This window comes from Hydrangea phyllody phytoplasma (assembly GCF_036985185.1).
Taxonomy (GTDB): Bacteria; Bacillota_I; Bacilli_A; order Acholeplasmatales; family Acholeplasmataceae; genus Phytoplasma; species Phytoplasma asteris.
This window is the reverse complement of sequence record NZ_BSDA01000003.1, coordinates 34,983-56,176: the sequence shown is the minus strand read 5'-3', so window position 1 is coordinate 56,176 and position 21,194 is coordinate 34,983. Positions and strand designations below refer to the sequence as shown.

Below are 21,194 nucleotides of genomic sequence, written 5' to 3'. Positions count from 1 at the left end.
ATGTCAACTATTTTTACTAAAATTATCAAAAAACAAGTTCCTGGTTATCTACTTTATGAGGATAATTTAGTAGTTGCTTTTTTAGATATTACCCAAGCGACCAAAGGACACACTTTGGTGGTGCCTAAACAAGAATATCGTGATATTTTGATGATGCCCGAAGATGTTTTTGCCCATTTGTTTAAAGTAGTACATCAAATAAGCAAAGTATTAATGGATGTTTTTCAAGCTCAGGGAATCAATTTATTAAATAATAATGGCAAAGTAGCAGGGCAGACTGTTTTTCATTATCATGTGCATTTGATTCCTCGTTTTGATGAAAAAGAAATTAATTTGGTTTTTAAAAATAATGCTTCTTTGATGTTTCCTCAAGATTATGAAAAAGTTCAAAAAGCTATTTTAGCGCATTTGAATAAATAAAAAATATATTGTTAAGGAAACATAAAATAAATATATTGTTGTCTTGCTTTTTTTGATGATAAAACCTTTACAAAATATTTATATGGGTTTTTATGGGTCTTTTCTAACTGTTTCATTTATTTAGACAACTTAATATTTTAATATAACATTTAAGACCAGCTTAATCGTTGGCCTTTTTTGTTTATAAAATGGCACAATTATTAACTTATAACAAAAAAACCAAACTATTAAAATAGTTTGGTTTAATCATAGATATGTAATTGGAAGCAAAAATTAGCTTTTGCGAGTTACTTTTAAGAAATGATAAAAAAATTTGTCAAATAAATGATATTCTTCTAAAATTTGAAAATCGTTTTTTAATAGCCATTCTTGAAGATAATCTTGATTGCTTTGTGATCCTAATATAAAATGTTTGCTTTTATCAGGACTTTTTTCAAGTATTTTAGTAATAGCATAAGTTCCCATACCACAAATTAGGGCAAGATCAAAATCTTGGCAAATGTTTTGGAATCCGTCATTTAAACAAAAAGTAACTGGATAGCAAGCAAGGTTTTTTTGGGCTTGAAATAAAGGTTTTAATCTTATATCTGCTGCAATTGCTTGTTTGATATAGCCTTGTTGAAAAGCCTTTTTGAGTACTAAACCATGATCTGTTCCGATGTCTACAACGGTGTCATAATTTTTAGTAAGAGACGCAATAAAAGGGATTCGTTTCATTTTATTTGTGGTTGTGGGACAAACTTTTTAATTTGCTTTGTTTAGCTGGAGTTCTGAGTCGTCTTAGAGCTTTGGATTCAATTTGGCGGATTCTTTCTCTAGTAACTCCAAATAAAGCGCCTACTTCTTCTAAAGTGTGGGTTTTGCCATCTAAAAAACCATAGCGCATTTTTAATACTTTTTCCTCGCGGTCAGTTAAGGTATTTTCTAGGACTTCATCTAAAAGATTTTGAGTTACTTCTTTCATCATGTATTCGTGGGGGGATAAAATGTTGGGATCTGAGATAAAATCCCCCAAAGAAGTTTCGTCTTCTTCGTTTTCTCTTGCGGGAGCTTCCAAAGAGATGGGTTTTTTTTCAATATATTGGATGCTGCGAATTTTTTCAGCAGAAATATTCATTTTGTCGGCTAACTCTTCAACTGTAGGTTTTTTCTTAAGTTTTTGAGTTAATTTGCGAGTGCAAAGTGCCATTTTATTAATAGTTTCTACGATGTGGACAGGAATTCGGATAGTTCTTGCTTGATCGGCAATCGCTCTTGTGATGGCTTGTCTAATCCACCAAGTGGCATAGGTAGAAAATTTAAATCCTTTTTGATAATCGAATTTATCTACTGCACGCATTAAGCCCATGTTGCCTTCTTGGATTAAATCAAGAAACAAAATGCCTCTTCCAATATATCGTTTGGCAATGGAAACTACTAATCTATAATTGGATTCTACCAAAATATCTTTGGCGCGCCTTGCTTGTTCGATTTGGTCATGTGCTTCTTGGAGTTGTTCTTCGGATAATTCAATTTCTTTGGTTTTGTGCTTGGCAAGATTTTGTTTGGCTTGTTTTCCTAAAAAAACTAAAATGGATTTTTTTTGTTCTTCTGCTAGCGAAAGCAAAGGGATTTGACCAATTTCTTTTAAATACATGCGAACTGAGTCATCCATTTTAATATCAGAATGGATTTTAGAAATTTCTTCTTTAGAAATTTTTTCATCTTCGTCTTCTTCTAATTCTATGAGTTTTTCATCTGATATTAAGTCCTTTTCAGAAATGTCAAAATCTTGGATGTCTTCTTCTGAGTCTTGTGTGTTGTCTTCATCTTTGTTGTCATCTGTTTTTTCTAAGTTTGCATTTGTTAATTCGGAATCAAGGTCAGTAAAATCATCATTGGTGGTGTTTGTTTGGGGGTGCGTATCATTTTGATTGGGGTTTTCATTTAGAGATGGAGCTGCTTGTGTTTCGCAAGAAATAATTTGAATCCCTTGTTCTTTTAGGTTTTGTGCTATTTGTTGATATGGTATTTTTATGTTTTGATTTTGCAAAAAAGACATAATTAATTGAGATGTTAGTTTTTTTTCGCTTCCAGCTTGCTCATTTAAAGTTTTGATTATGTTATCGAATTCCATTTATTAACTCCCTTTTTTCTTTTTTTAATTAAAATTTGGCTATGAACTTGTTTTGATTTTGGTTTTTTGAGTGGTTTGTTTTTTAACAAAATATATCATTTACTAATTCGCTTAATTGTTGTTGTAATTGTCTTCTTTCTTTTTTGAGCTTGTCTTTCTTTTTTTGTAATTTGTTTTTTTCAGTGTTATCTATTGGAAGTAATTTATCATTTAACTCATTTATTTTTTGTTGTTTTTGTTCTATTTTGTCGCGGATTTCTAATTCTTTTATATAATTGTTAAATATTTTGCCTTCTTTATCTTGTAAAAGAGGGCGCTTTTCCATTTTAAAAAAATGATGTTTTTCGATAGATGTCAATAAATCATCAATATTTTCTTTAAATGCGGTGTTTTTGATTTCTTCCCAAGGAATACAAGTTTGTTTAGGATTTTTCTTGTAATAATTTTTAATATAGTTTAGCAGACAACTGCATTGCAAGTCATCAAAACCGGGGGTTTTTTTGATAGTGGCAAATGTTTTGGAGTTTTGGGTTTTGAAAAAAGCAGCATTTAAAAGCAATTCTATGATGATTTCTATTTTAATGTCAAATTTGGTTACATTTAATTGTTGTTTGGTGTGAGCAATGTAAGGAGGTTTTGGGGTTTTGTTAATGGAGACTTGAGAATTAAGGTTAACTGTTAGTTGATATGTTTTTTGTAAGTATTCTTGATAAAGCATTTTGATTTCAAAGCTTGAGGATTGGAATAGTTCTTGTAATTCTTTTTTGGTTTGGGCTTGGTTGTAAGAATCCATTTGTTGGTAAATCAAATCCACTTTCAAAGCTAAAAAATCCTTTAAATTATCAGTTAGAAGGTGTTGGTATTTTTCGGGTCCTTCAGTTTTGATGTATTCATCGGGGTCTAGATTATTGGGAAAATCTACTATTTGGATTTTGAAGTGGTTTTTTTGGAGAAAGGTTCCAATTTCTAAAGTAGCGGTTTTTCCTGCTTTGTCGCCGTCATAGGCAATAATTATTTTGTCGGTGAGTTTTTTTAATAGTTTGGCATGATCCAAAGTAAGGTTGGTTCCCATGGTAGCAACTACGTTTTTGAATTGGGCTTTGAAAGATGCCATAACATCAAAAAAACCTTCATGCAAAATGACTTTTTGTTTTTTTCTGATTTCAGCTTGGTTTTCGTAGTATTGATACAAAGTTTCGCCTTTTTTGAAAATTATTGTTTCGGGACTGTTGAGATATTTAGGCATTTGATCATCTAGACTGCGGCTGGAAAAAGCAACAATTTGGCCTGATTTGTTAGTAATGGGAAAAATGAGTCGGTTTTTGAAAAAATCATAAAAGTTGCCGGTTTTGTCGTCTTGATTGATGAGACTTAATTTTTTGAGGTCATCAGGGTCAAATTTGGTACCTTCTATTAAATAACGTGATAAATGGGAAGCTTTGGGAGCATAACCTAATTTAAAATGTTTTATTATGTCATTGTCAAAGCCTCTTTTTTCTAAATAATTGAGGACTTGTTTGTTGTGTTTTAATTGATGGGAATAAAAATCTGCTGCTTCTTGAATGATGTTGTAGAATTTTTGGTATTGATGGGGGCTTTGCTGGGGTAGGGAAGTAGCAATGCCCAAGCGGGTTGCCAGTTCAAAAATGGCTTGATTTAAAGAGGTGTTTTTGATGCTTTTGTAAAAAAAAACAGGATTACCGCCTTTTTTACAAGACATACAAACTCCTATATTTCTTTCAGGAGACACAGAAAAAGAAGGCGTTTTTTCATCGTGAAAAGGGCACAACCCCATGTAATTTTTGCCTGATTTTTTTAATTGTACAAATTCTTGAACTAAATCAAGGATAGGCATTTTTTCATTGATTTGATCAATTAATTGTTTGTTATCTTCCATTTTGATCCTTTATTTTAAAATAATTTTTTCTTGGATGTATTGTTTGGCTTCTGCTAGTAAAAAGGTTTGTTGTTGGGCGGTGTCACGGTTTCTTAAAGTCACTGTGTTGTGGGTAAGGGTTTGGTCGTCTACAGTGAGACAAAAAGGAGTACCAATCATATCTTGTCTGCGGTATCTTTTGCCAATACTTTGTGTCTCATCGTAACAAACATCAAAATGTTTGGCTAAATACTGGTGGATTTCTTGGGCTTTGGCGCTGTGTGTTTTTTTGATTAATGGCAAAACAGCTACTTTGTAAGGTGCTAAAAAAGGGTGAAAAGTAAGGATTTGCCTTGTTTCGTTGGAGGTGTTTTCTTCGTGGTAATTGTTAATTAGAAAAGCAAAAAATAGTCTTTCTATTCCTAAAGAAGGTTCGATAACGTAGGGTAAAATTTTTTGTTTGGTAGTTTCGTCAAAATAAGTAAGATCTTTTTTGGAGTGTTGTTGGTGGGTTTTCAAGTCGAAGTTTGTTCTGGAAGCAATCCCCCAAAGTTCATCAAAACCCCAAGGAAATTTGAATAAAATATCGCAAGTTTGTTGTGAATAATGGCTGAGGTTTTCTTTTTTGTGATCTTTAAATGTTAAATTTTGCGGGTTCATACCCAAAGTAATTAAAAAATCATACATTAATTTTTTCCAGTGGTTAAACCAATGGGCTTCGGTGCCTCGTTGGCAAAAAAATTCTAGTTCCATTTGTTCAAATTCACAAGTACGGAAAATAAAGTTGCCAGGTGTCACTTCGTTGCGGAATACTTTTCCAATTTGGCAGACTCCAAAGGGAAGTTTTTTTCTGGTAGTTTTTAAAATGTTTTTAAATTGGATAAAAATTCCTTGTGCTGTTTCAGGTCTTAAATATAGAGGTTTGGAGTTTTCCAAAATGACTCCTTGATGGGTTTTAAAAAGCATGTTAAAAGGTCTGATGGGTGTCCAGTTGGGAGTTCCTAAGACTTGGTTTTTGACTAAATAGTCATGCATTTGTTCGTAGGACCAACCGCTAATATCTAACTGTGGATTGTGGCTTTCGATGAGTTTATCAGCACGAAATCTCTTGTTGGTGTCTTGATTTTCGGTAAGGGGATCCGAAAAAGAATCCAGATGACCTGAGGCTTTCCATACGGTAGAATTAAGTAAAATGGATCCATCTAACAAAAAATTATTGGGTTGTTCTTGGACAAATTTTTGCAACCAAGCTTTTTTAATGTTGTTTTTTAATAAACTGCCTAAAGGACCATAATCCCAACTATTGGCAAGTCCCCCATAAATTTCACTGCCTGCAAATACAAATCCTGTTTGTTTGGCTAATGAAATAACTTTGTCTAAATGTTGCATCCCAAAGCTCCTTTTTGTTGTTGGTGTTGATGTTTTGATTTTTGCGTTGTTGTTTTTTTTTTTTTTGATTTTGTTTTTTTGAGTTTTTTCAATTATAATTATTTAATATCCAAAGCGACTTAATAAATCTTTTTGGTTGCGCCAATTAGGATACACCTTGACCCATAAATTAATGTGAGTTTTGATTTGCAAATGGCAATTGAGGTCTTGGCGAACATGTGTTCCTATTTGTTTGAGTTTGGAGCCTGCCTTGCCAATTAAGATTTGTTTTTGAGAGCTTCTTTCTACCAAAATCAAGCCCCAAATTTCTAATAAATGGTCTTTTTGTTCCATTTTTTCAATTATTACGGCTGAGGCGTGAGGGATTTCTTCGTAGACATAATAAAGGACTTTTTCGCGGATTATTTCTGCTATCCAAAGTTCTTTTTTTTGATCAGTAATCATGTCTTGCGGATAGTAAGCGACCCCTGGTTTGATATTTTGATAGATATTTTCTTTTAAAAAAGTGGTGTTTTTGGCTTTGATAGCAGAAAGTGGGATTACTGTTTGAAAAGAAAAATGGTTTAAATAGCTTAAAATAATAGCATCAATTTGGCTTTTGCTCTTTAAACGGTCAATTTTGTTGATGACTAAAAAAACTGGTTTTTTGGTTTGGAAAATCATTTTTAACAAAGTTTCTTCTTTGGGATGATAAAAGGAATCTGTTAAAAAGAGAATTAAATCAACGTCTTTGATGCTTTGAAAAGCGATGTTGTTCATTTTTTGGTTCAATAAATGTTTATATTGGTTAATTCCTGGGGTGTCTACAAAAATATATTGGGCGTTAGGTTCGTGGCAAATGCCAATAATTTTGTGGCGTGTTGTTTGGGGTTTGGCGCTTGTGATGGCAACTTTTTGTTGGGTTAATGCGTTTAGAAGAGTTGATTTGCCGACGTTTGGGCGTCCCAAAATAGCAATAAAACCAGATTTAAAATCCATGTAAGTCCTCAATTTCTTAGTTATTTTTTTGTTTTTCTTTTTCCTTGTTGGTGTTTGTGCGGGTGTTTTTATTTTGGTTTGTTTCTTTTTGTTTGGTTTTTATGGGATTTGGGGCTGCTGCTGTTTTATGTGGTTTTGTCTAAATTTAGACCTACGTTTTGTAAAATTTTTTCTTGTAAAGCAAGCATTATTTGAAACTCTTCTTCGGTGCGGTGTTGATAACCCTTAAGATGCAAAAAACCATGCACTGCTAAAAAAGCAATTTCGCGTTCTAAACTGTGCTTGGCTGTTTGTGCTTGGACTTGGGCTTTGGAAAAAGAAATAAAAACATCGCCTAAAGAATTGTCTTCTAAGCCTGCAAAAAAAGTTAAATCATTAGTAAAAGACAAAACATCTGTGGGATAATTTTTTTGGCGATAAAAGGAATTAAGTTCTTGAATTTTTTCGTTGGTAACAAAAATGAGATGCATTAATTTTTTTTCTTTGATGGGTAAAAACATTTTAATTAATAAAGATTTAAAAGGTGTGATGCAAAAAGAAGTTTGATTGTGGATTTTAATGATCATTTAGCATTTCCTATTTGGGGTTTGGGTGGTGGTTGTAGTTTTGGTTGCAATTGAGTTGTTTTTTTGGTAATTTTTAATAATGAGATTATTTTTTGATGATTTGAGCGAACATTTGAACGAATAAAATAAAAAGACATTTGCAAAAAAAACTTAAGCAAATATAAGCAAATATAAAATAAAAAAAGCAACTTATTTCAAGTAGCTTTTAATTGATTAAAACATTAACGCTTTTTACTACGCATATTTTTTTGGCGATTTTTCTTTTGTACGCTTGGTTTAATATAATGTTCTTTGCGACGCGCTTCTGCTAGGACACCAGATTTAGAAACTTCTCTTTTAAAACGACGTAGCGTTTCTTCGATAGTTTCTCCTTTACGAAAAACAGTTTTTGGCATTAATATCTCCTTTCCGTAATCTCAAATTAAAAATTAGCAATACTACTTATAGTATATCTCTTTTTTTGTTGTTTGTCAATAAGAAAAAGCAAAAAAATAATTAAATATTTTTGTAAGTGGTTTTATCTTTTGTTTATGGTCGTTTTTTATGGTGAAATTTGTCATAAATACGGTTAAATGAAATGCAATAGTAATAATGTATTTTTATATTTATATAAATGATTAATTTTAAATTTGAAGTTGTTTTTGTAATTGTTTAGTTTTTAAGTATAATTGAAAAAAATGACTGCACTGTTCAAGCATGTTTGTGATAAAATTCGGGTCTTCTTTGACTTCGATATTTTTGTTGGTTTGGTCGTTTTGATAGACCAAAAAGTAAGCTTTAATTGATTGAGAACAATAAATTTGGGCTTGGAGTTGGGCATAATAGATAGTAGGGATTTTTCCTTCATTTAAAAAGGATTGCCAAGTATAAGAGGCAAAAGAAATGGGGCATTTGATTTCTAAGAGGCTTTGGGATTGGGCGTCCCATCCATCCAAAGAAGCAGACATGAAATCTTTGACAAAGGCTTTGGGTTCGAATTGCATTTTTTGTGTTTGGTTGAAAAAATTTCTTGCTTGGGGTTCCAAAATTCGTCCGCGTTTCATTGCTTCGTTGTCTTCGATTGGAGTGTCAAAAACTTTTCTTTTTAATAATTGCTCTTTGGTTTCAAATGGATTTAAGCCCATGATAGCTGCTACTTCGGAAGCATTAATGTATTTTTTACGATGATTGTGCCAAGCTAAGGTATTTTGTTCTAATTGCATATGGCATCAACTATTGTTGGCACCAAAAGGAAAGTCCAAAAAAAGCCATGGTTAAAACAGTAAGAAAGCAGTTTAAGAAGAATTGTTCGCCTTTGATTTTGCGTCCTTGTTTTTGTTCGGAAAAAGAATTTCCCAAAGAAAAGCTGTCGTTGCTATCTGCTAAAAATAAAGTACTTAAAACGATAAAAGTACAAATAGTTACAAAAAAAACGGTATAATTCATAAAAATCTCCTTTGATTTTGGTAATTTGATTTTGTTGTTTTGTTGTTTTTAAATTTCTAATCGATTTAATAAAATAATGATTGATGATTCGTTTTTTGATAAATGTTTAAAATTTACTTACTCTTTTATTTTAGCAAGAAAAGCAGTTGTATTTTCAAATATTTTTATATTTTGGGAATTTATAAAGCGTACTTGGATTAAATCTTGCATGATGGCTTCCACTACGCCCAAGCCGAGAGTTTTGTGTTTGACTTTGTCTCCTTTTTGAAAAAAGCCATTTTCATTAGTGTAAGATACTTGGTTTGATTGGATTGGTTGAAATAAATGTGGGGAAAAATAATTTGGTCTTGGGGTTTCTTTTGGAAAAAAGCCCATTTCTTGTAAAAAGCGTGAAGGTTGACTGTCTATTTGTTTGCCATATGAAACTCTTTGATAAGCCCCAGTTAAAAACAACTTTTCTTCGGCTCTTGTAATTGCTACATAAGCTAGACGTCTTGATTCTTCTAAATCGCTTTTTTCTTTTTGGTTGCAATCAAAAAAAATATCTTCAAAAGCAGCTATAAAAACCACTCTAAATTCTAAACCTTTGACTTTGTGAATAGTAGAAAGTTTAACGCGATCGTTTTTGCTTGGGGTTTTGGGGTCTTGTTCGGTTTGTTCGTTAATTTCGCTATACAAAGATATTTGATCTAAAAGTTGGGTTAGTTTTTCAAAAATGTTTCCTTCCAAATTTTTTTCTGCTTGCATAAAAACTGATTTTAATTCTTCGATGTAATGTAAAGCAGGCTCAGAATCTTTTATTGATTGCATTTTGTAAGTTTCATCGTTTTTGTGACAATACTTAATTTTTTCATCAATATGAGTAATTATATCACTAAGACAGTCAAAAGAATCATTAATTAGTTCTTGGCGTAAAGCTGTAATTAATTTTTGAAATTCGTTTAGTTTAGTTTTGGTTTTTGGTTGAATTGGAGTTTGGTCTAGGTAGTTAAGGGCGTCAAAGAGAGCTAAGTTTTTTTCTTGGGCAAGTTGTTCTAGATGTGCAAGTGAAGTTGTTCCAATTCCTCTTTTAGGGGTGTTAATGATGCGTTTGAAATCAAAATCTTGTGAGGGATTTGCAATAACATTGAGATAAGCTAAAAAATCTTTGACTACTTTGCTTTGGTAAAAGGAAATACCTCCAAAAACTTGATAAGGAATGCTGTTTGCTAAGAATTTTTCTTCCAAAGGGCGTCCCAAAATGTTAGTACGATATAAAATAGTAAAATCTTGATAGCTGCAAATACCTTGTAAAACAAGGTTTTGGATGGTTTTTGTGATGTAGTCTGTCTCTTCTTTATAATCTGAAAAAAACTTGTAAATAACAGGTTCGCCTCCGCTTTTAGTGCTTTTGAGATTTTTTTTAAAAGGATGGTCTTCGTTGTGTTTAATCAAAAGGTTGGCTTTGTCTAGGATGTTTTTAGAAGAACGGTAATTTTGTTCCAAAAAAGCTACTTGAGGACTAAATTTATTTAAGAACAATTGGCTGTTTTCAAATCTGGCTCCTCGAAAAGAATAAATGTTTTGGTCAGGATCTCCTACTACAAAAATATTTTGATGGTTTTGGGCTAAAAGAGTCAAAATTTGGTATTGGAAAAAATCAGTATCTTGGAATTCATCAACTAATAAATATTGGAATTTTTGTTGATAAAAAGCCCTTACATAGGCATTTTCTTGGAGCAGTTGGTGCGTATATAAAATAAGGTCATCAAAATCAACTAAATTATTGTTTTGCAAAAAAATTTGATATTTAGCTTTGATTGGTATTTCGAATTCGTATCTGTTTTCACGTTGAAAAATGTGTTCTTTTTGGGTTGCGTGTTGCAAAGTGTCTTTGTTTTGTGGTTTGTGTTTTCTTTTGATAGCAGAAATGTTTTTTCTTAATTCGCTAATTTTTATTCTTTTGGGGTCGATATTCATTTCTTTTAAAATGTCTTTGATGATTTTTTTGCAGTCGTTGTCATCTAAAATTTTAAAATTGGTGCGATATGAAAATGGCAAAAAGGGGATAAATTTTTTCAAAATTTGGTTTCCCAAAGAGTGAAAAGTGCAAATAGTAATGCCTTTGGTTTTTTCTTGACCAATCATTTTGGCAAGTTTTTCTTGCATTTGTTTGGCAGCTTTGTTGGTGAAAGTAAGGGCTAAAATTTGGTTGCTTGGCAAGTTTTTTTGTTCGATTAAATAAGCAATTTTAGCAGTTAAAGTGGTGGTTTTACCAGTGCCTGCTCCTGCTGCTAGATAAAAAGATTTAGCATTGCTTGTGACTGCTGCAAGTTGGGGTTTATTTAATTTTTCTAAAAAATTGGTTTTATTGTAAAACATTTTTATATCTTTTATTTCGTTGTTTATCCTTTTTGTTTTGTGTTGTTTTTTCTGGGAGTGTTTTTTGGTTGGGTGATTTAATGGGATTTATTAGTTTTTATTTTTTTAGTAGAACAAATTTATTTTTGAGGATTTGATTTTAAGCTTACTACTTCATTGAAATTAAGTTCTTGCGTTTTTCCATTTGTGTCTTTTGTTATTTTGTCTGCTGCAAAATAACCTTGTCTTAGAAATTGCAAATGGTTTTTGCAACAACAGCTTTTTTGTAAACTTGATTCTACAAAACCTTTTTTGATATGCCAGGATTTATCGTTGAAATTGCCATTTGTGCAAAGTAGTGGAGCAAAAAAATTAAAAGTGGCTTTGCAAGCAGTCTTTGCTTCTACAAAATGAATAGTTCCGTTTGGTTTTCTATCTTTAAAGCCGCTGCCGCTTTTGGTTTGGGGGTCGTATGTTGCAAGAATTTCTGTTATTTCTCCTTTGTTGTTTTTGACAACATCGTAAGCTTTAACAAAATAAGCATGAAATAATCTTACTTCTTCGCCCAAAGTTAATCTTTTATAATTTTTATCTGGTTTTTGGAGTGCAAAATCGTCTTTTTCAATGTAGAGATGGCGGGAAAAATAAATTTCTCTTTCTTGGTTTTGTTCTTTTCCTTTTGTTTGTTCTTTTCCTTTTGTTTGTTCTTGATTTTGTTCTGGGGTTTTTCCTTGGGTTTGAGATGTGTTGCAACATTTACAAGTATGAAAATTATTAGTCCAAGGAGCTTTGAGAGTTTCTATTTTGTTTTCAGGAAAGTTAGTAATAGTAATTTTGAGGGGGTTTATAACTGCCATGCGAGGCAAGGATTTTCCTTTAAGGTCATCTCTTACAAAAGATTCTAACATTTCTTGTTTGACTTGTGAATTTACTTTGGATAAGCCTGTTTCAAGGACAAAATTTTTGATAGCTTCAGGAGTGTAGCCTTTTTTGCGGATGCCTGATAAAGTTGGCATTCTAGGGTCATCCCAACCTGTTACTAAGTTTTTTTCTACCAAATTATTAAGATGTCTTTTGCTCATCAAAGTTTGGGTAAGATTAAGTCTTCCAAATTCAATTTGGCGTGGAGTATGTTTGGCTTTTGTTTCTTTGATTATCCAATCATATAAAGGTCTGTGGTCTTCGAATTCCAAAGAACACAAAGAATGTGTGATGTTTTCAAAGGAATCTTCCAATGGATGAGCGTAATCATAGGTAGGGAAAATATGCCAATGTTTTTGTTTTAAAGTAAAAGCAGAAAGAATACGGTACAAAATAGGGTCTCTCAAATTAAGGTTAGGGCTTTGCATATCAATTTTGGCACGCAAAACTTTGCTACCTTCTACAAATTTTCCTTTTTTCATTTGTTCAAATAGCAAGATATTTTCTTCAATACTACGATTGCGATAAGGAGAATTGGTACCTTTTTGGGTTAAATTACCGCGACTTTGGGCAATTTGTTCAGCGGTTTGGTCATCAACATAGGCTTTTCCTTGTGTGATTAAAAAAAGTGCCATTTGATACATTTGAGGGAAATAATCTGAGGCAAAAGTGATTTTGTAAGGAGTGTATCCCAGCCATTTGATGTCATTGAGGATGGCATTAACATAAATTTGTTTTTCTTTGGAAGGGTTGGTGTCATCATAACGTAAAAGGGTTTTGCCTTCAAAAAAATGTGCCAATTCAAAATTAATAATGATGGCTCTGGCGTGTCCTAAATGTAAAAAACCATTGGGTTCGGGCGGGAAACGTGTAATGATTTGGCTGCATTTTCCGCTTTGGAGGTCTTTTTGAATGATGGTTTTGATGAAATTTGATTGTTTTTGCATTTTATAAGTCCTTTTTCTTTTTATTTGGTTTATTTGGGGTTTGGGTTTTTTGGGTGGTTTTGTTTGCAAAAAAATTTGTTTGGGAATCTTAGTTTTGGTCTCCAATTTTTATTAGTCAATTTATGTATTTTATTTATGATTAGAAATATAATTTAGGATTTTGAAAAAATAGACTTCTAAATATCGCTGTCAATATCATATCCTTCATATATTTTAATCAAAACACTCTATTATATTATACTAGCATTTTGAAAATATTTTTCATTTTAACAGTTGGAAGTTGGTGAAAGTGGGTTAGGGTTTATATTAAATTTAGATTTGCATTAAGCATATATCAATTTACAAAAAAAGACATTCATTTAATGAATGTCTTTTGTATTTTAAAAAAATGGAGAATAAAAGCAAGAAAAAGTAAGGAATAAATTATATAATTATAATAAATAATAATATTCTTGTTTTTCTTTTTGAAGTTGGCGTATTTCTATGGAAATATTTTCAATATCATTTAATAATTTAGATAAATTATTGAAAAAAACATTTATTTGTTTTTGTTCTTTTAAAGCGGGTAATTTAAAAGTTAGTTGATAAAAAACATTTTTATCAATTTCGGATATTACCCCTTGTTTTCCAATAACCTTTAATTTTTTATGAACTTGAGAATTTTTTAAAAAATTCAATATAAAATTAGCATCAACCCCCTCTTTAACTTCAAAAACTGAATAAATATTAGAAATCAATACTGGTTTATTATAAATATTATAAGCAATTGATTTATGTTTTAAGAAATCTCTGTTGTTCATAACAATATTGTTGGGATATGCTATTCTATAATTTTTAATTTTTTTTAAATTGTTTGTTATTATCTCTTAAAATCAAACCTTTTTTACAATCTAGACTACAAATATCATAAGGGAAGCTATCTTTATTTGTTTTTGTTATTTCTTGTATTATATCTTTAATTGCTATTTCTTTTCTTTCTTTAGAATTTTCGAAAAATAATTCAATCTCTTTTTCTATTTGTTGTATTTTTTGAGATAAATTATTTTTTTTAGTTTCTAATAATTCTATTTCTCTTTTGAAAATCGCAATATTTTTTATATTTACCTCTTTGTTTTCTTGCAAATGATTTGAACAATATAAGTTTGTGGTTAAAACATAATTATTTTTTCTAATTTGCTCTATATTTGCTATTGACATTTTGTCATTTTTTTTATTTTGTGACACCATTTCCATTATATCTTTAATATTTTTTTTGCCTAATTGTCTTAGAGAAATACCACTTTTAATTCTTTCATGCATTTCTGATGCATCAATAAAACGAATTTGATGTTTTTGATTTTCTACACATTTTTGTATAATTAAAATATAAGTAATGGTTGTTTCAGATACATAAGGGAAAATATTTAGGGGTAATTGTATAATTGTATCAATATATTGATTTTCTACTAAAAATTTTCTAAATTCTATTACTCCGGGTGTAGAAGCGCATAAAACTCCAGATGGTAAAATAACACCTAAAGTGCCATCTTCTTCTAAGAGATGTAACATATGCATTAGAAAAACTTGAATATTGTAGGCGATTAAAGAACCATTAAAGTTGGTTTCTTTATTGTTTCTAAATACTAAAAAATATTTTTCTTATTAAATAATAAAAAAGGAGATTAAAATGGCAAGAATTTACAGACCTTCTTATTTCAGTAAAAAATCTTTTAGAAGAAATAAATTAACCTTAGGCGGTTTTTTTATGTGTTGGGTTTTACCTACATTAGGTATTGTTCTTCCTTTGGCTGTTTATTTTGCTTCAAAAGGTTATTTATCAATAGCTAAATAATAAAAAGGAGGAAAAAAATGAATTTAAGACAAATATTAGTTTTATCTGCTCTTTGTTGTATTTTTCTATTTGTAGCTTATAAATTTGGTTTTATTGTTCCTGATACAACTAAAATTACATGGCTTAAATAAATGAACGTTTTTTAAAAAAACGTTCATTAAGGAGAATATATAATAATTTTATAGAAAGGAAAAATTAATGGATATACAACAAACAATTATTAATATTTTTGAATCAAAATTATTTATTTCTTTTATTTCTTTTATCTTTGGTATTTTTATTTATTGGTTTTATTTTTATATTAAAGAATTTTTAAAAAGTAAAAAGTTGTCCAAAGTTTTGGAACACCTCATTCGGTTGGAGCTAATAATAAAATACCACCAAAACCACGATATAAATAATTTTTAATATTTACTTATTTTATTAAAAACATCCTTTTAAAAATTATCTTTTTTGCAAATCATCTCTTTTAAAACTATTTTGATTTCAAATTTTAATTCATCAATCAAAAAACAAAAAGCAATTTTAATTTTGAAAAATTCAATTACAAACCCAAAGGCATTCTTTATGAGTGTCTTTTTTTATTTTATCCAAACTAATTAACTTTTTTTGCTTTTTCAAACCACCAAATAAAAAAAATTGCATTTCCCCACAAAAAATCCCCAACCCCTCCAAAAACATCACCAAAACCCAAGTTTTTTTGGTATAATAAAGGTTAAATGTTTAAAAAAATTAAATGATGCAAGGAGCATATAAATGGCAACAAAATTAAGCGAACAAGAAATTATTAGACATCAAAAAATGAATGAATTAAAAAAAATAAACATTGATCCTTTTGGAAAAAAATTTGTCCCTTCTCATTCCATCGAACAAATTCTTTTGCAATACCAAAAAGCAGATAGTCTAGCTCTCGAACAATCCCAAATCAATGTTTGTGTAGCTGGCAGAATCGTTTTAAAAAGAGGACAAGGCAAAGCAGGTTTTTTGCATTTACAAGATTTTAATTTCCGAATGCAAGCATATATAAAACTGGATTTAGTGGGCAAAGATGCTTTTCAGATTTATCAAAATTGTGATTTAGGAGATATCATAGGCATCAAAGGTTTTTTATTTAAAACAAAAACGCAAGAATTAACCATTAAAGCCTTGGAATTTATTCATCTTACCAAAGCCCTAAAACCTTTACCTGACAAATTTCATGGCTTGCAAAACCGCGAAGAGATGAGAAAAAATCGCTATGTTGATCTAATCGTAAACGAAAAAACAAGACAAGTATTTTTAACTCGCAGTTTGATTATGAAATACATTAGAAATTTTTTTGATAATCAGGGCTTTTTAGAAGTAGAAACTCCTATTTTACAACCAACTTTGGGAGGCGCTTCTGCCAAACCTTTTATCACTCATCACAACGCTCTTAATTGTGATTTTTACTTGAGAATTGCTACCGAATTGCCCCTTAAAAAATTAATTGTTGGTGGAATGAATAAAGTCTATGAAATCGGACGTCTTTTCAGAAATGAAGGAATTGATGCCACACATAATCCCGAATTTAGCACTATTGAGGCTTACTTGGTTTATGCTGATATGCAAGATATTATGGACTTAACAAAGCAATGCTTGCAAGAATTGGCCCAAAAATTGTTTGGCAAGTTGCAATTTACTTACCAAAACCAAGAAATTGATTTTTCCCATTTTGCAAAAGTAAGTATGGTTGCATCAATCAAGGAAAAAACAGGAATTGATTTTACAGATAATTTTACCTTGGAACAATGCCTTTCTTTGGCAAAAAAACACCAAATTGAAGTTATGCCCCATTTTAGTCAAGGACATATCATTGAGGCTTTTTTTGGAAAATACGTAGAAAACACTCTCATTCAGCCTACTTTTGTCTACGGACATCCACTGGAAATAAGTCATTTGGCAAAACAAAACGAAGCTGATCCTCGCTTTACTGACCGTTTTGAACTTTTTATTGTAGGTAAGGAATTTGCTAATGCTTTTAGCGAACTTAACGACCCTATCGAACAAGAAAAACGTTTTTTAAATCAATTACAACAAAAACAATTAGGCAACGACGAAGCCAATGACATGGACTATGATTTCCTAAACGCCCTTAATTATGGCATGCCTCCAACTGGTGGTCTTGGAATGGGACTCGATCGTTTGGTTATGCTTTTAACCGATACTGCAAATATTCGTGATGTTATTTTATTTCCACATTGTAAAAATCAAAATAAATTTAGTCAAAACAAAACAGCAAATAAAGTCCTAACGAATAACGATAACGAATAAAGCAAGCAAAAACCAACAAGCCAAAAATAAATTATTCCCAAAAGCAAAAATCTCCAAATCACCAAAGCCCAAAAATCCGAAAATAAAAAAGGGTAAAAAATATTTTATATAAAATGGGTTAATGATAATTAAATATTTTGTGTTGCAAAAACAACCGAAGGGAGCAAAAAAATTAAACAAAAGATAATTATAATTATTTTAGGAGCAATTTTTACATTTTTTTCCTTAATTTTAATTTGTGGAGTTTATTTTTTAACTAACTTTACTTTTGCCAAAATACCAAACTCAAATCATAATGCAACATTCCCAAAACCCAAAGTTCACGATATTTATCTAGATTCAGCCGAACAAGTCCAAAATTATATCAAAGAAAAATTCCCCGATTCTTTTCCTTTTTGCATTAACTACCCTTCTTTTTGTTATTATTTGTGTTCTTTGCAAAATTCAAAAAAGCCTTTTTGCCTCAAAAATGCCCCAAAGAAATTAATATATGTCTATCAAAAAGACATTGATTTATCCAAATACGGCTATGGCAATAACACTCATAGAATCGAAGATTTAAAATTCTCGATTAGGTATTAAAAATTTATACCTTTTTTTGGTTAAAAGATGGTTCGCAAGCAGAACCAAAACAAAGAGATGCAATAATAAATTCGTCGTCATCAAGAACTAGACAGAAAAACTGGGATGGTTCGCCAAATTTGCAAAATTGGCAAAGCCAAAATTGGGAAGACGAATTAGAAGAAAATTGGGAAAAAGAGTTCCAAACAGATTGGGAAGATGAATAAAGTTTTTGCAAATCACAAAAAATAAATAAAATTAGAAAATCCAAACAAACATCCAAACAAACAAACATCCAAAACAACAATACTTTTATTTTTCAGCCAGCAAGGAAGTGCAATTATGAGAGGCGTTTTTTATTTGCAAAGTTTTTATAGCTTATTACAAAGTCTTAATTCTTTAGAAACTTTGGTACAAAAAGCCAAAGAAAATGATTATGATTTTGTTGCTTTGAGCGATGATAATTTATATGGCATGCCAACTTTTTTAAAATTATGCCATAACTATCAAATCAAACCTATTTTAGGACTAAAAATAAATTTTTTGCACAACAATCAACTAGCAACACTTTTAATTTATGCCAAAAACGACCAAGGAATCAAAAATTTAATTCGAATTTCAACTATTATTAAAAATGAAGAAACACCCCAAATTACCTTAAATCAAATTGCTCATTTAGGTAAAGATTTGTTTGCTTTGATTCCTGGAGAAAATCCCTTTTTTGATGATATGTTTTTTCGCGACCAAAAAGATAAATTTTTTCAAATAGCTACTCAATTACAAAAAATATTTGACGAACTTGTATTAGGTATTTCTTATCAAAACTCCTTTTTGGAATTGCTTTCTGAAAACATCATTGATTTTGCAAACCACTTCCAAATTCCTTATGTACCAATTAACAAAACTTGCTATGATACTTTTCAAGCCCAACCAACCTATCAAATACTTGCAAAAATGGAAAATAAAAAAAACGACGACCAAACTGATTTATCTTTTTTAACCAAAGATAATTTTGATAGCGCCTACAACGCCCAAACACATAAAGCAATGTTTGCTTATTTAAAAAAATTAATCTTTTCTATTAAATATCAAAATTATTTACCACAAAAAATGTTGTTGCCTTCCTTTGTTGATTTTTTACAACCCCAAAAAATAACTGCCAAAGAGTACTTAAAACAAATTTCTTATGAAGGTTTGCGCCAATACATCGATTTTAAAAACCCTAAATATACCAAATACCAACAAAGGCTAGATCAAGAATTACAAATTATAGCTGATATGGAATATGACAATTATTTTTTAATTGTAGGTGATGTTGTAAGATACGCCAAAAAACAAGGTATTTTAGTAGGTCCTGGTAGAGGCTCTTCTTCGGGTTCTTTGGTGTGTTTTTGTTTACAAATTACAGAGATTGACCCTTTACAATATGACCTTATTTTTGAGCGTTTTTTAAATCCTCAAAGAAAAACTATGCCAGATATTGACCTTGATTTTCCAGACAATACAAGAGATTTAATTATTCAATATGTTTGTCAAAAGTACGGCACCAAACACGTAGCAAGTATTATTACTTTTGGTAGATTTGTAAGCCAAAAAGCCATTATCAATGAATTAGTTAAATTTATGCCCACAGTAAAGGAATTCCAAACTAAACGTGTTTTGGCATATTTGGATAAAAAAAGCACTTATCAAAAAGAAACTTTGGATTTGCAAATGAAAAACTTACTTACAATGGCATCTTATATCGAAGGAATACCACGGTTTACAGGAACCCATCCAGCAGGAATTATTTTAAGCCAAATGCCCCTTGATCAAATTATTCCCTTACAAAAAGGCACTCATAATAACTTACAACAAACCCAATGGGAAACTTCTTTCCTTGAATCAATCGGACTTCTCAAAATAGATTTTTTAGGATTAAGAAGTCTTACTTTGATGAATAAAATGGTTTTAGCCATTCAAAAAACTAATCCCCATTTTGGTCTTTTTAAAATCCCTTTAAACGACACAAAAACTTTCGAGTTGTTGCAACAAGGAAAAACAATAGGGATTTTTCAATTAGAATCTTATAACGCCCAAAACTTTTTACAAAAAATGATGCCCCAAAAGTTCGAAGACCTAATTGCCTTACTTGCCTTAAATAGACCAGGGCCCATTGATTCTTTTAATATTTTTTTAAAAAACCGCCATCAAAAAACTACCACTTTTTTTAGCCCCTTAATTGATTTTATCCTCCAACCCACTTATGGCATTATTCTTTATCAAGAACAAATTATGCAAATTGTAGCTGTCTTTGCCAAATACAGTCTTGCCCAAGCAGACCTTTTTATAAGAGCTATTAGCAAAAAGGAAAAAGATTTATTATTGCAAGAAAAAAACAACTTCATTGCCCAAAGCAAAGAACAAGGACGCAACCTTACAATAGCTAACAAACTTTATGATTATATTTTAAAATTTGCCAATTACGGTTTTAACAAAAGTCACAGTGTCGCTTATTCTTTAATTAGTTATCGTATGGCTTATTTGAAAGCTAATCATTTTATTGCTTTTGTAATTACTTTATTAAATGATGCTATTGGAGATGCAACCCAGACAGAAATTTTGCTCAAAGAAGTTATCCAAAAAGGTATCATTATAGAACCACCCCATATATTTAGTAGCCAAGATAAATATTATTTCAAAGACAATAAATTATTTTTGCCTCTAACTATTATTAAAGGAATAAATGTTGCTTTTTGCCAAGAATTAATGAAAGAACAAAAAAAATTAATTAAAGAACACCAAAAATTAACTAAAACTACCTCAAAAATGCCCCTTTATTATTCTTTTAAAACCTTTAAACAACAATTGTTTCCTTTCCTCACCGAACCTTTATTAACTAATTTAATTTTTGCAGGCGCCCTTGATAAAATGGGGATAAACCGCAATACTTTAGAACAAAACAAAGATTTAAAAGAAGTTAAATATTATCCATATTCTGATTACGAACCTAAAATACACCCCGAATTACCTTTAAAAGAACTTGTCATTAAACAAAAAAAAACATTAGGTTTTGGACTTCATAATTTATTAATTAATCAAAAAAATAAATCTTAAATATTATTTTATTATTCAAAATTATTGTAAATACAAACACATTATTAAATTATTTGGGCGCGAATAAACGCATCATTATAGTAATCTAGCCAGTTGCCACGGATTTGATTATTCCGTGAGGTCATACGGTCGGTCAACCAAACGAAAGAATGGCGGATTACAGCAGACCGAAAAAGCGGAGTGAGGTGAAATAACTAGCCAAGATGCTTTCGCAAGACTAAGATAGTCATGGAAAAGGTGCAAATCCCTAATCGCGGAAATTATCGTAATTTAAGAACTTCAAGGGCAAGTTATTGAAACCCTGGAATGAAGGTAAGATATGAAGATATGATTTAAGTCTTTATATATAATCACATGTAGCTTTAATTAGCACCCTTCATGATGTCGTTGGCGGAAACAAAGTGTTCTAGTCTAGCCACAAGCTTTAACAACGAAA

18 protein-coding genes are annotated in these 21,194 nt (G+C 30.7%); 4 read left to right on the top strand and 14 right to left on the bottom strand.

All coding sequences use genetic code 11. The features are described 5' to 3' along the window. On the top strand, positions 1–420 hold the full coding sequence (locus tag AACP42_RS01765) for an HIT family protein (protein WP_034171969.1): 420 nt from the start codon (positions 1–3) through the stop codon (positions 418–420). A 273-nt stretch (positions 421–693) separates the two neighbouring features. Here the strand turns inward: AACP42_RS01765 and AACP42_RS01760 are convergent, their stop codons facing one another. The 13 genes from AACP42_RS01760 to AACP42_RS01700 all read right to left on the bottom strand — a co-directional run bounded on the left by AACP42_RS01760 (position 694) and on the right by AACP42_RS01700 (position 14,532). Then, positions 694–1,137 carry a class I SAM-dependent methyltransferase gene (locus AACP42_RS01760; protein WP_212775272.1) on the bottom strand — a complete coding sequence of 148 codons (444 nt, stop codon included), beginning with the start codon at positions 1,135–1,137 and terminating at the stop codon, positions 694–696. A gap of 1 nt (position 1,138) precedes the next feature. Next, the gene (gene rpoD / locus AACP42_RS01755; RefSeq protein WP_212775271.1) at positions 1,139–2,536 is read right to left on the bottom strand and encodes an RNA polymerase sigma factor RpoD; all 1,398 of its coding nucleotides are present in this window, start codon (positions 2,534–2,536) and stop codon (positions 1,139–1,141) included. An 82-nt stretch (positions 2,537–2,618) separates the two neighbouring features. Then, the gene (dnaG, locus tag AACP42_RS01750; protein WP_212775270.1) at positions 2,619–4,433 is read right to left on the bottom strand and encodes a DNA primase; all 1,815 of its coding nucleotides are present in this window, start codon (positions 4,431–4,433) and stop codon (positions 2,619–2,621) included. Positions 4,434–4,442: 9 nt separating this feature from the next. Further along, complete coding sequence (locus tag AACP42_RS01745; protein WP_212775269.1) at positions 4,443–5,801, bottom strand: glycine--tRNA ligase; 1,359 nt, start codon at positions 5,799–5,801, stop codon at positions 4,443–4,445. Between the two features lie 102 nt (positions 5,802–5,903). Next, the gene (era, locus tag AACP42_RS01740; protein ID WP_249402798.1) at positions 5,904–6,779 is read right to left on the bottom strand and encodes a GTPase Era; all 876 of its coding nucleotides are present in this window, start codon (positions 6,777–6,779) and stop codon (positions 5,904–5,906) included. A 125-nt stretch (positions 6,780–6,904) separates the two neighbouring features. Then, complete coding sequence (gene ybeY, locus AACP42_RS01735) at positions 6,905–7,345, bottom strand: rRNA maturation RNase YbeY (RefSeq protein WP_212775267.1); 441 nt, start codon at positions 7,343–7,345, stop codon at positions 6,905–6,907. 221 nt (positions 7,346–7,566) lie between these two features. Next, positions 7,567–7,740 (bottom strand): 30S ribosomal protein S21, encoded by a 174-nt coding sequence (rpsU, locus tag AACP42_RS01730; protein ID WP_011160972.1) that lies wholly within the window; start codon positions 7,738–7,740, stop codon positions 7,567–7,569. A 228-nt stretch (positions 7,741–7,968) separates the two neighbouring features. Then, positions 7,969–8,547 (bottom strand): YqaJ viral recombinase family protein, encoded by a 579-nt coding sequence (locus AACP42_RS01725; protein ID WP_212509194.1) that lies wholly within the window; start codon positions 8,545–8,547, stop codon positions 7,969–7,971. A gap of 10 nt (positions 8,548–8,557) precedes the next feature. Beyond that, a complete protein-coding gene (locus tag AACP42_RS01720; RefSeq protein ID WP_042068387.1) occupies positions 8,558–8,770 on the bottom strand; it encodes a hypothetical protein in 213 nt (70 codons plus the stop codon). 117 nt (positions 8,771–8,887) lie between these two features. Then, positions 8,888–11,131, bottom strand: a complete 2,244-nt coding sequence (locus tag AACP42_RS01715) for an ATP-dependent helicase (RefSeq protein WP_212775266.1) — start codon at positions 11,129–11,131, stop codon at positions 8,888–8,890. A 119-nt stretch (positions 11,132–11,250) separates the two neighbouring features. After that, positions 11,251–12,978: a glutamine--tRNA ligase gene (gene glnS / locus AACP42_RS01710; RefSeq protein ID WP_212775265.1), complete on the bottom strand. Its 1,728-nt coding sequence runs from the start codon at positions 12,976–12,978 to the stop codon at positions 11,251–11,253. A gap of 431 nt (positions 12,979–13,409) precedes the next feature. Next, positions 13,410–13,778 (bottom strand): restriction endonuclease subunit S, encoded by a 369-nt coding sequence (locus AACP42_RS01705; RefSeq protein WP_249402797.1) that lies wholly within the window; start codon positions 13,776–13,778, stop codon positions 13,410–13,412. 34 nt (positions 13,779–13,812) lie between these two features. Beyond that, positions 13,813–14,532, bottom strand: coding sequence for an N-6 DNA methylase (locus AACP42_RS01700; protein WP_283241822.1), 720 nt, complete (start codon positions 14,530–14,532; stop codon positions 13,813–13,815). Positions 14,533–14,644: 112 nt separating this feature from the next. On the opposite strand from AACP42_RS01700, the gene AACP42_RS01695 reads away from it, so the two are divergent. Then, a complete protein-coding gene (locus AACP42_RS01695; RefSeq protein WP_212509203.1) occupies positions 14,645–14,809 on the top strand; it encodes a hypothetical protein in 165 nt (54 codons plus the stop codon). A 756-nt stretch (positions 14,810–15,565) separates the two neighbouring features. After that, positions 15,566–17,101 carry a lysine--tRNA ligase gene (gene lysS, locus AACP42_RS01690; RefSeq protein ID WP_212775263.1) on the top strand — a complete coding sequence of 512 codons (1,536 nt, stop codon included), beginning with the start codon at positions 15,566–15,568 and terminating at the stop codon, positions 17,099–17,101. Positions 17,102–17,687: 586 nt separating this feature from the next. Here the strand turns inward: lysS and AACP42_RS01685 are convergent. Beyond that, positions 17,688–17,957 carry a hypothetical protein gene (locus tag AACP42_RS01685; protein ID WP_212775262.1) on the bottom strand — a complete coding sequence of 90 codons (270 nt, stop codon included), beginning with the start codon at positions 17,955–17,957 and terminating at the stop codon, positions 17,688–17,690. A 47-nt stretch (positions 17,958–18,004) separates the two neighbouring features. On the opposite strand from AACP42_RS01685, the gene dnaE reads away from it, so the two are divergent. Then, on the top strand, positions 18,005–20,758 hold the full coding sequence (gene dnaE / locus AACP42_RS01680) for a DNA polymerase III subunit alpha (RefSeq protein WP_212775261.1): 2,754 nt from the start codon (positions 18,005–18,007) through the stop codon (positions 20,756–20,758). The last annotated feature ends 436 nt before the right edge of the window (positions 20,759–21,194 follow it).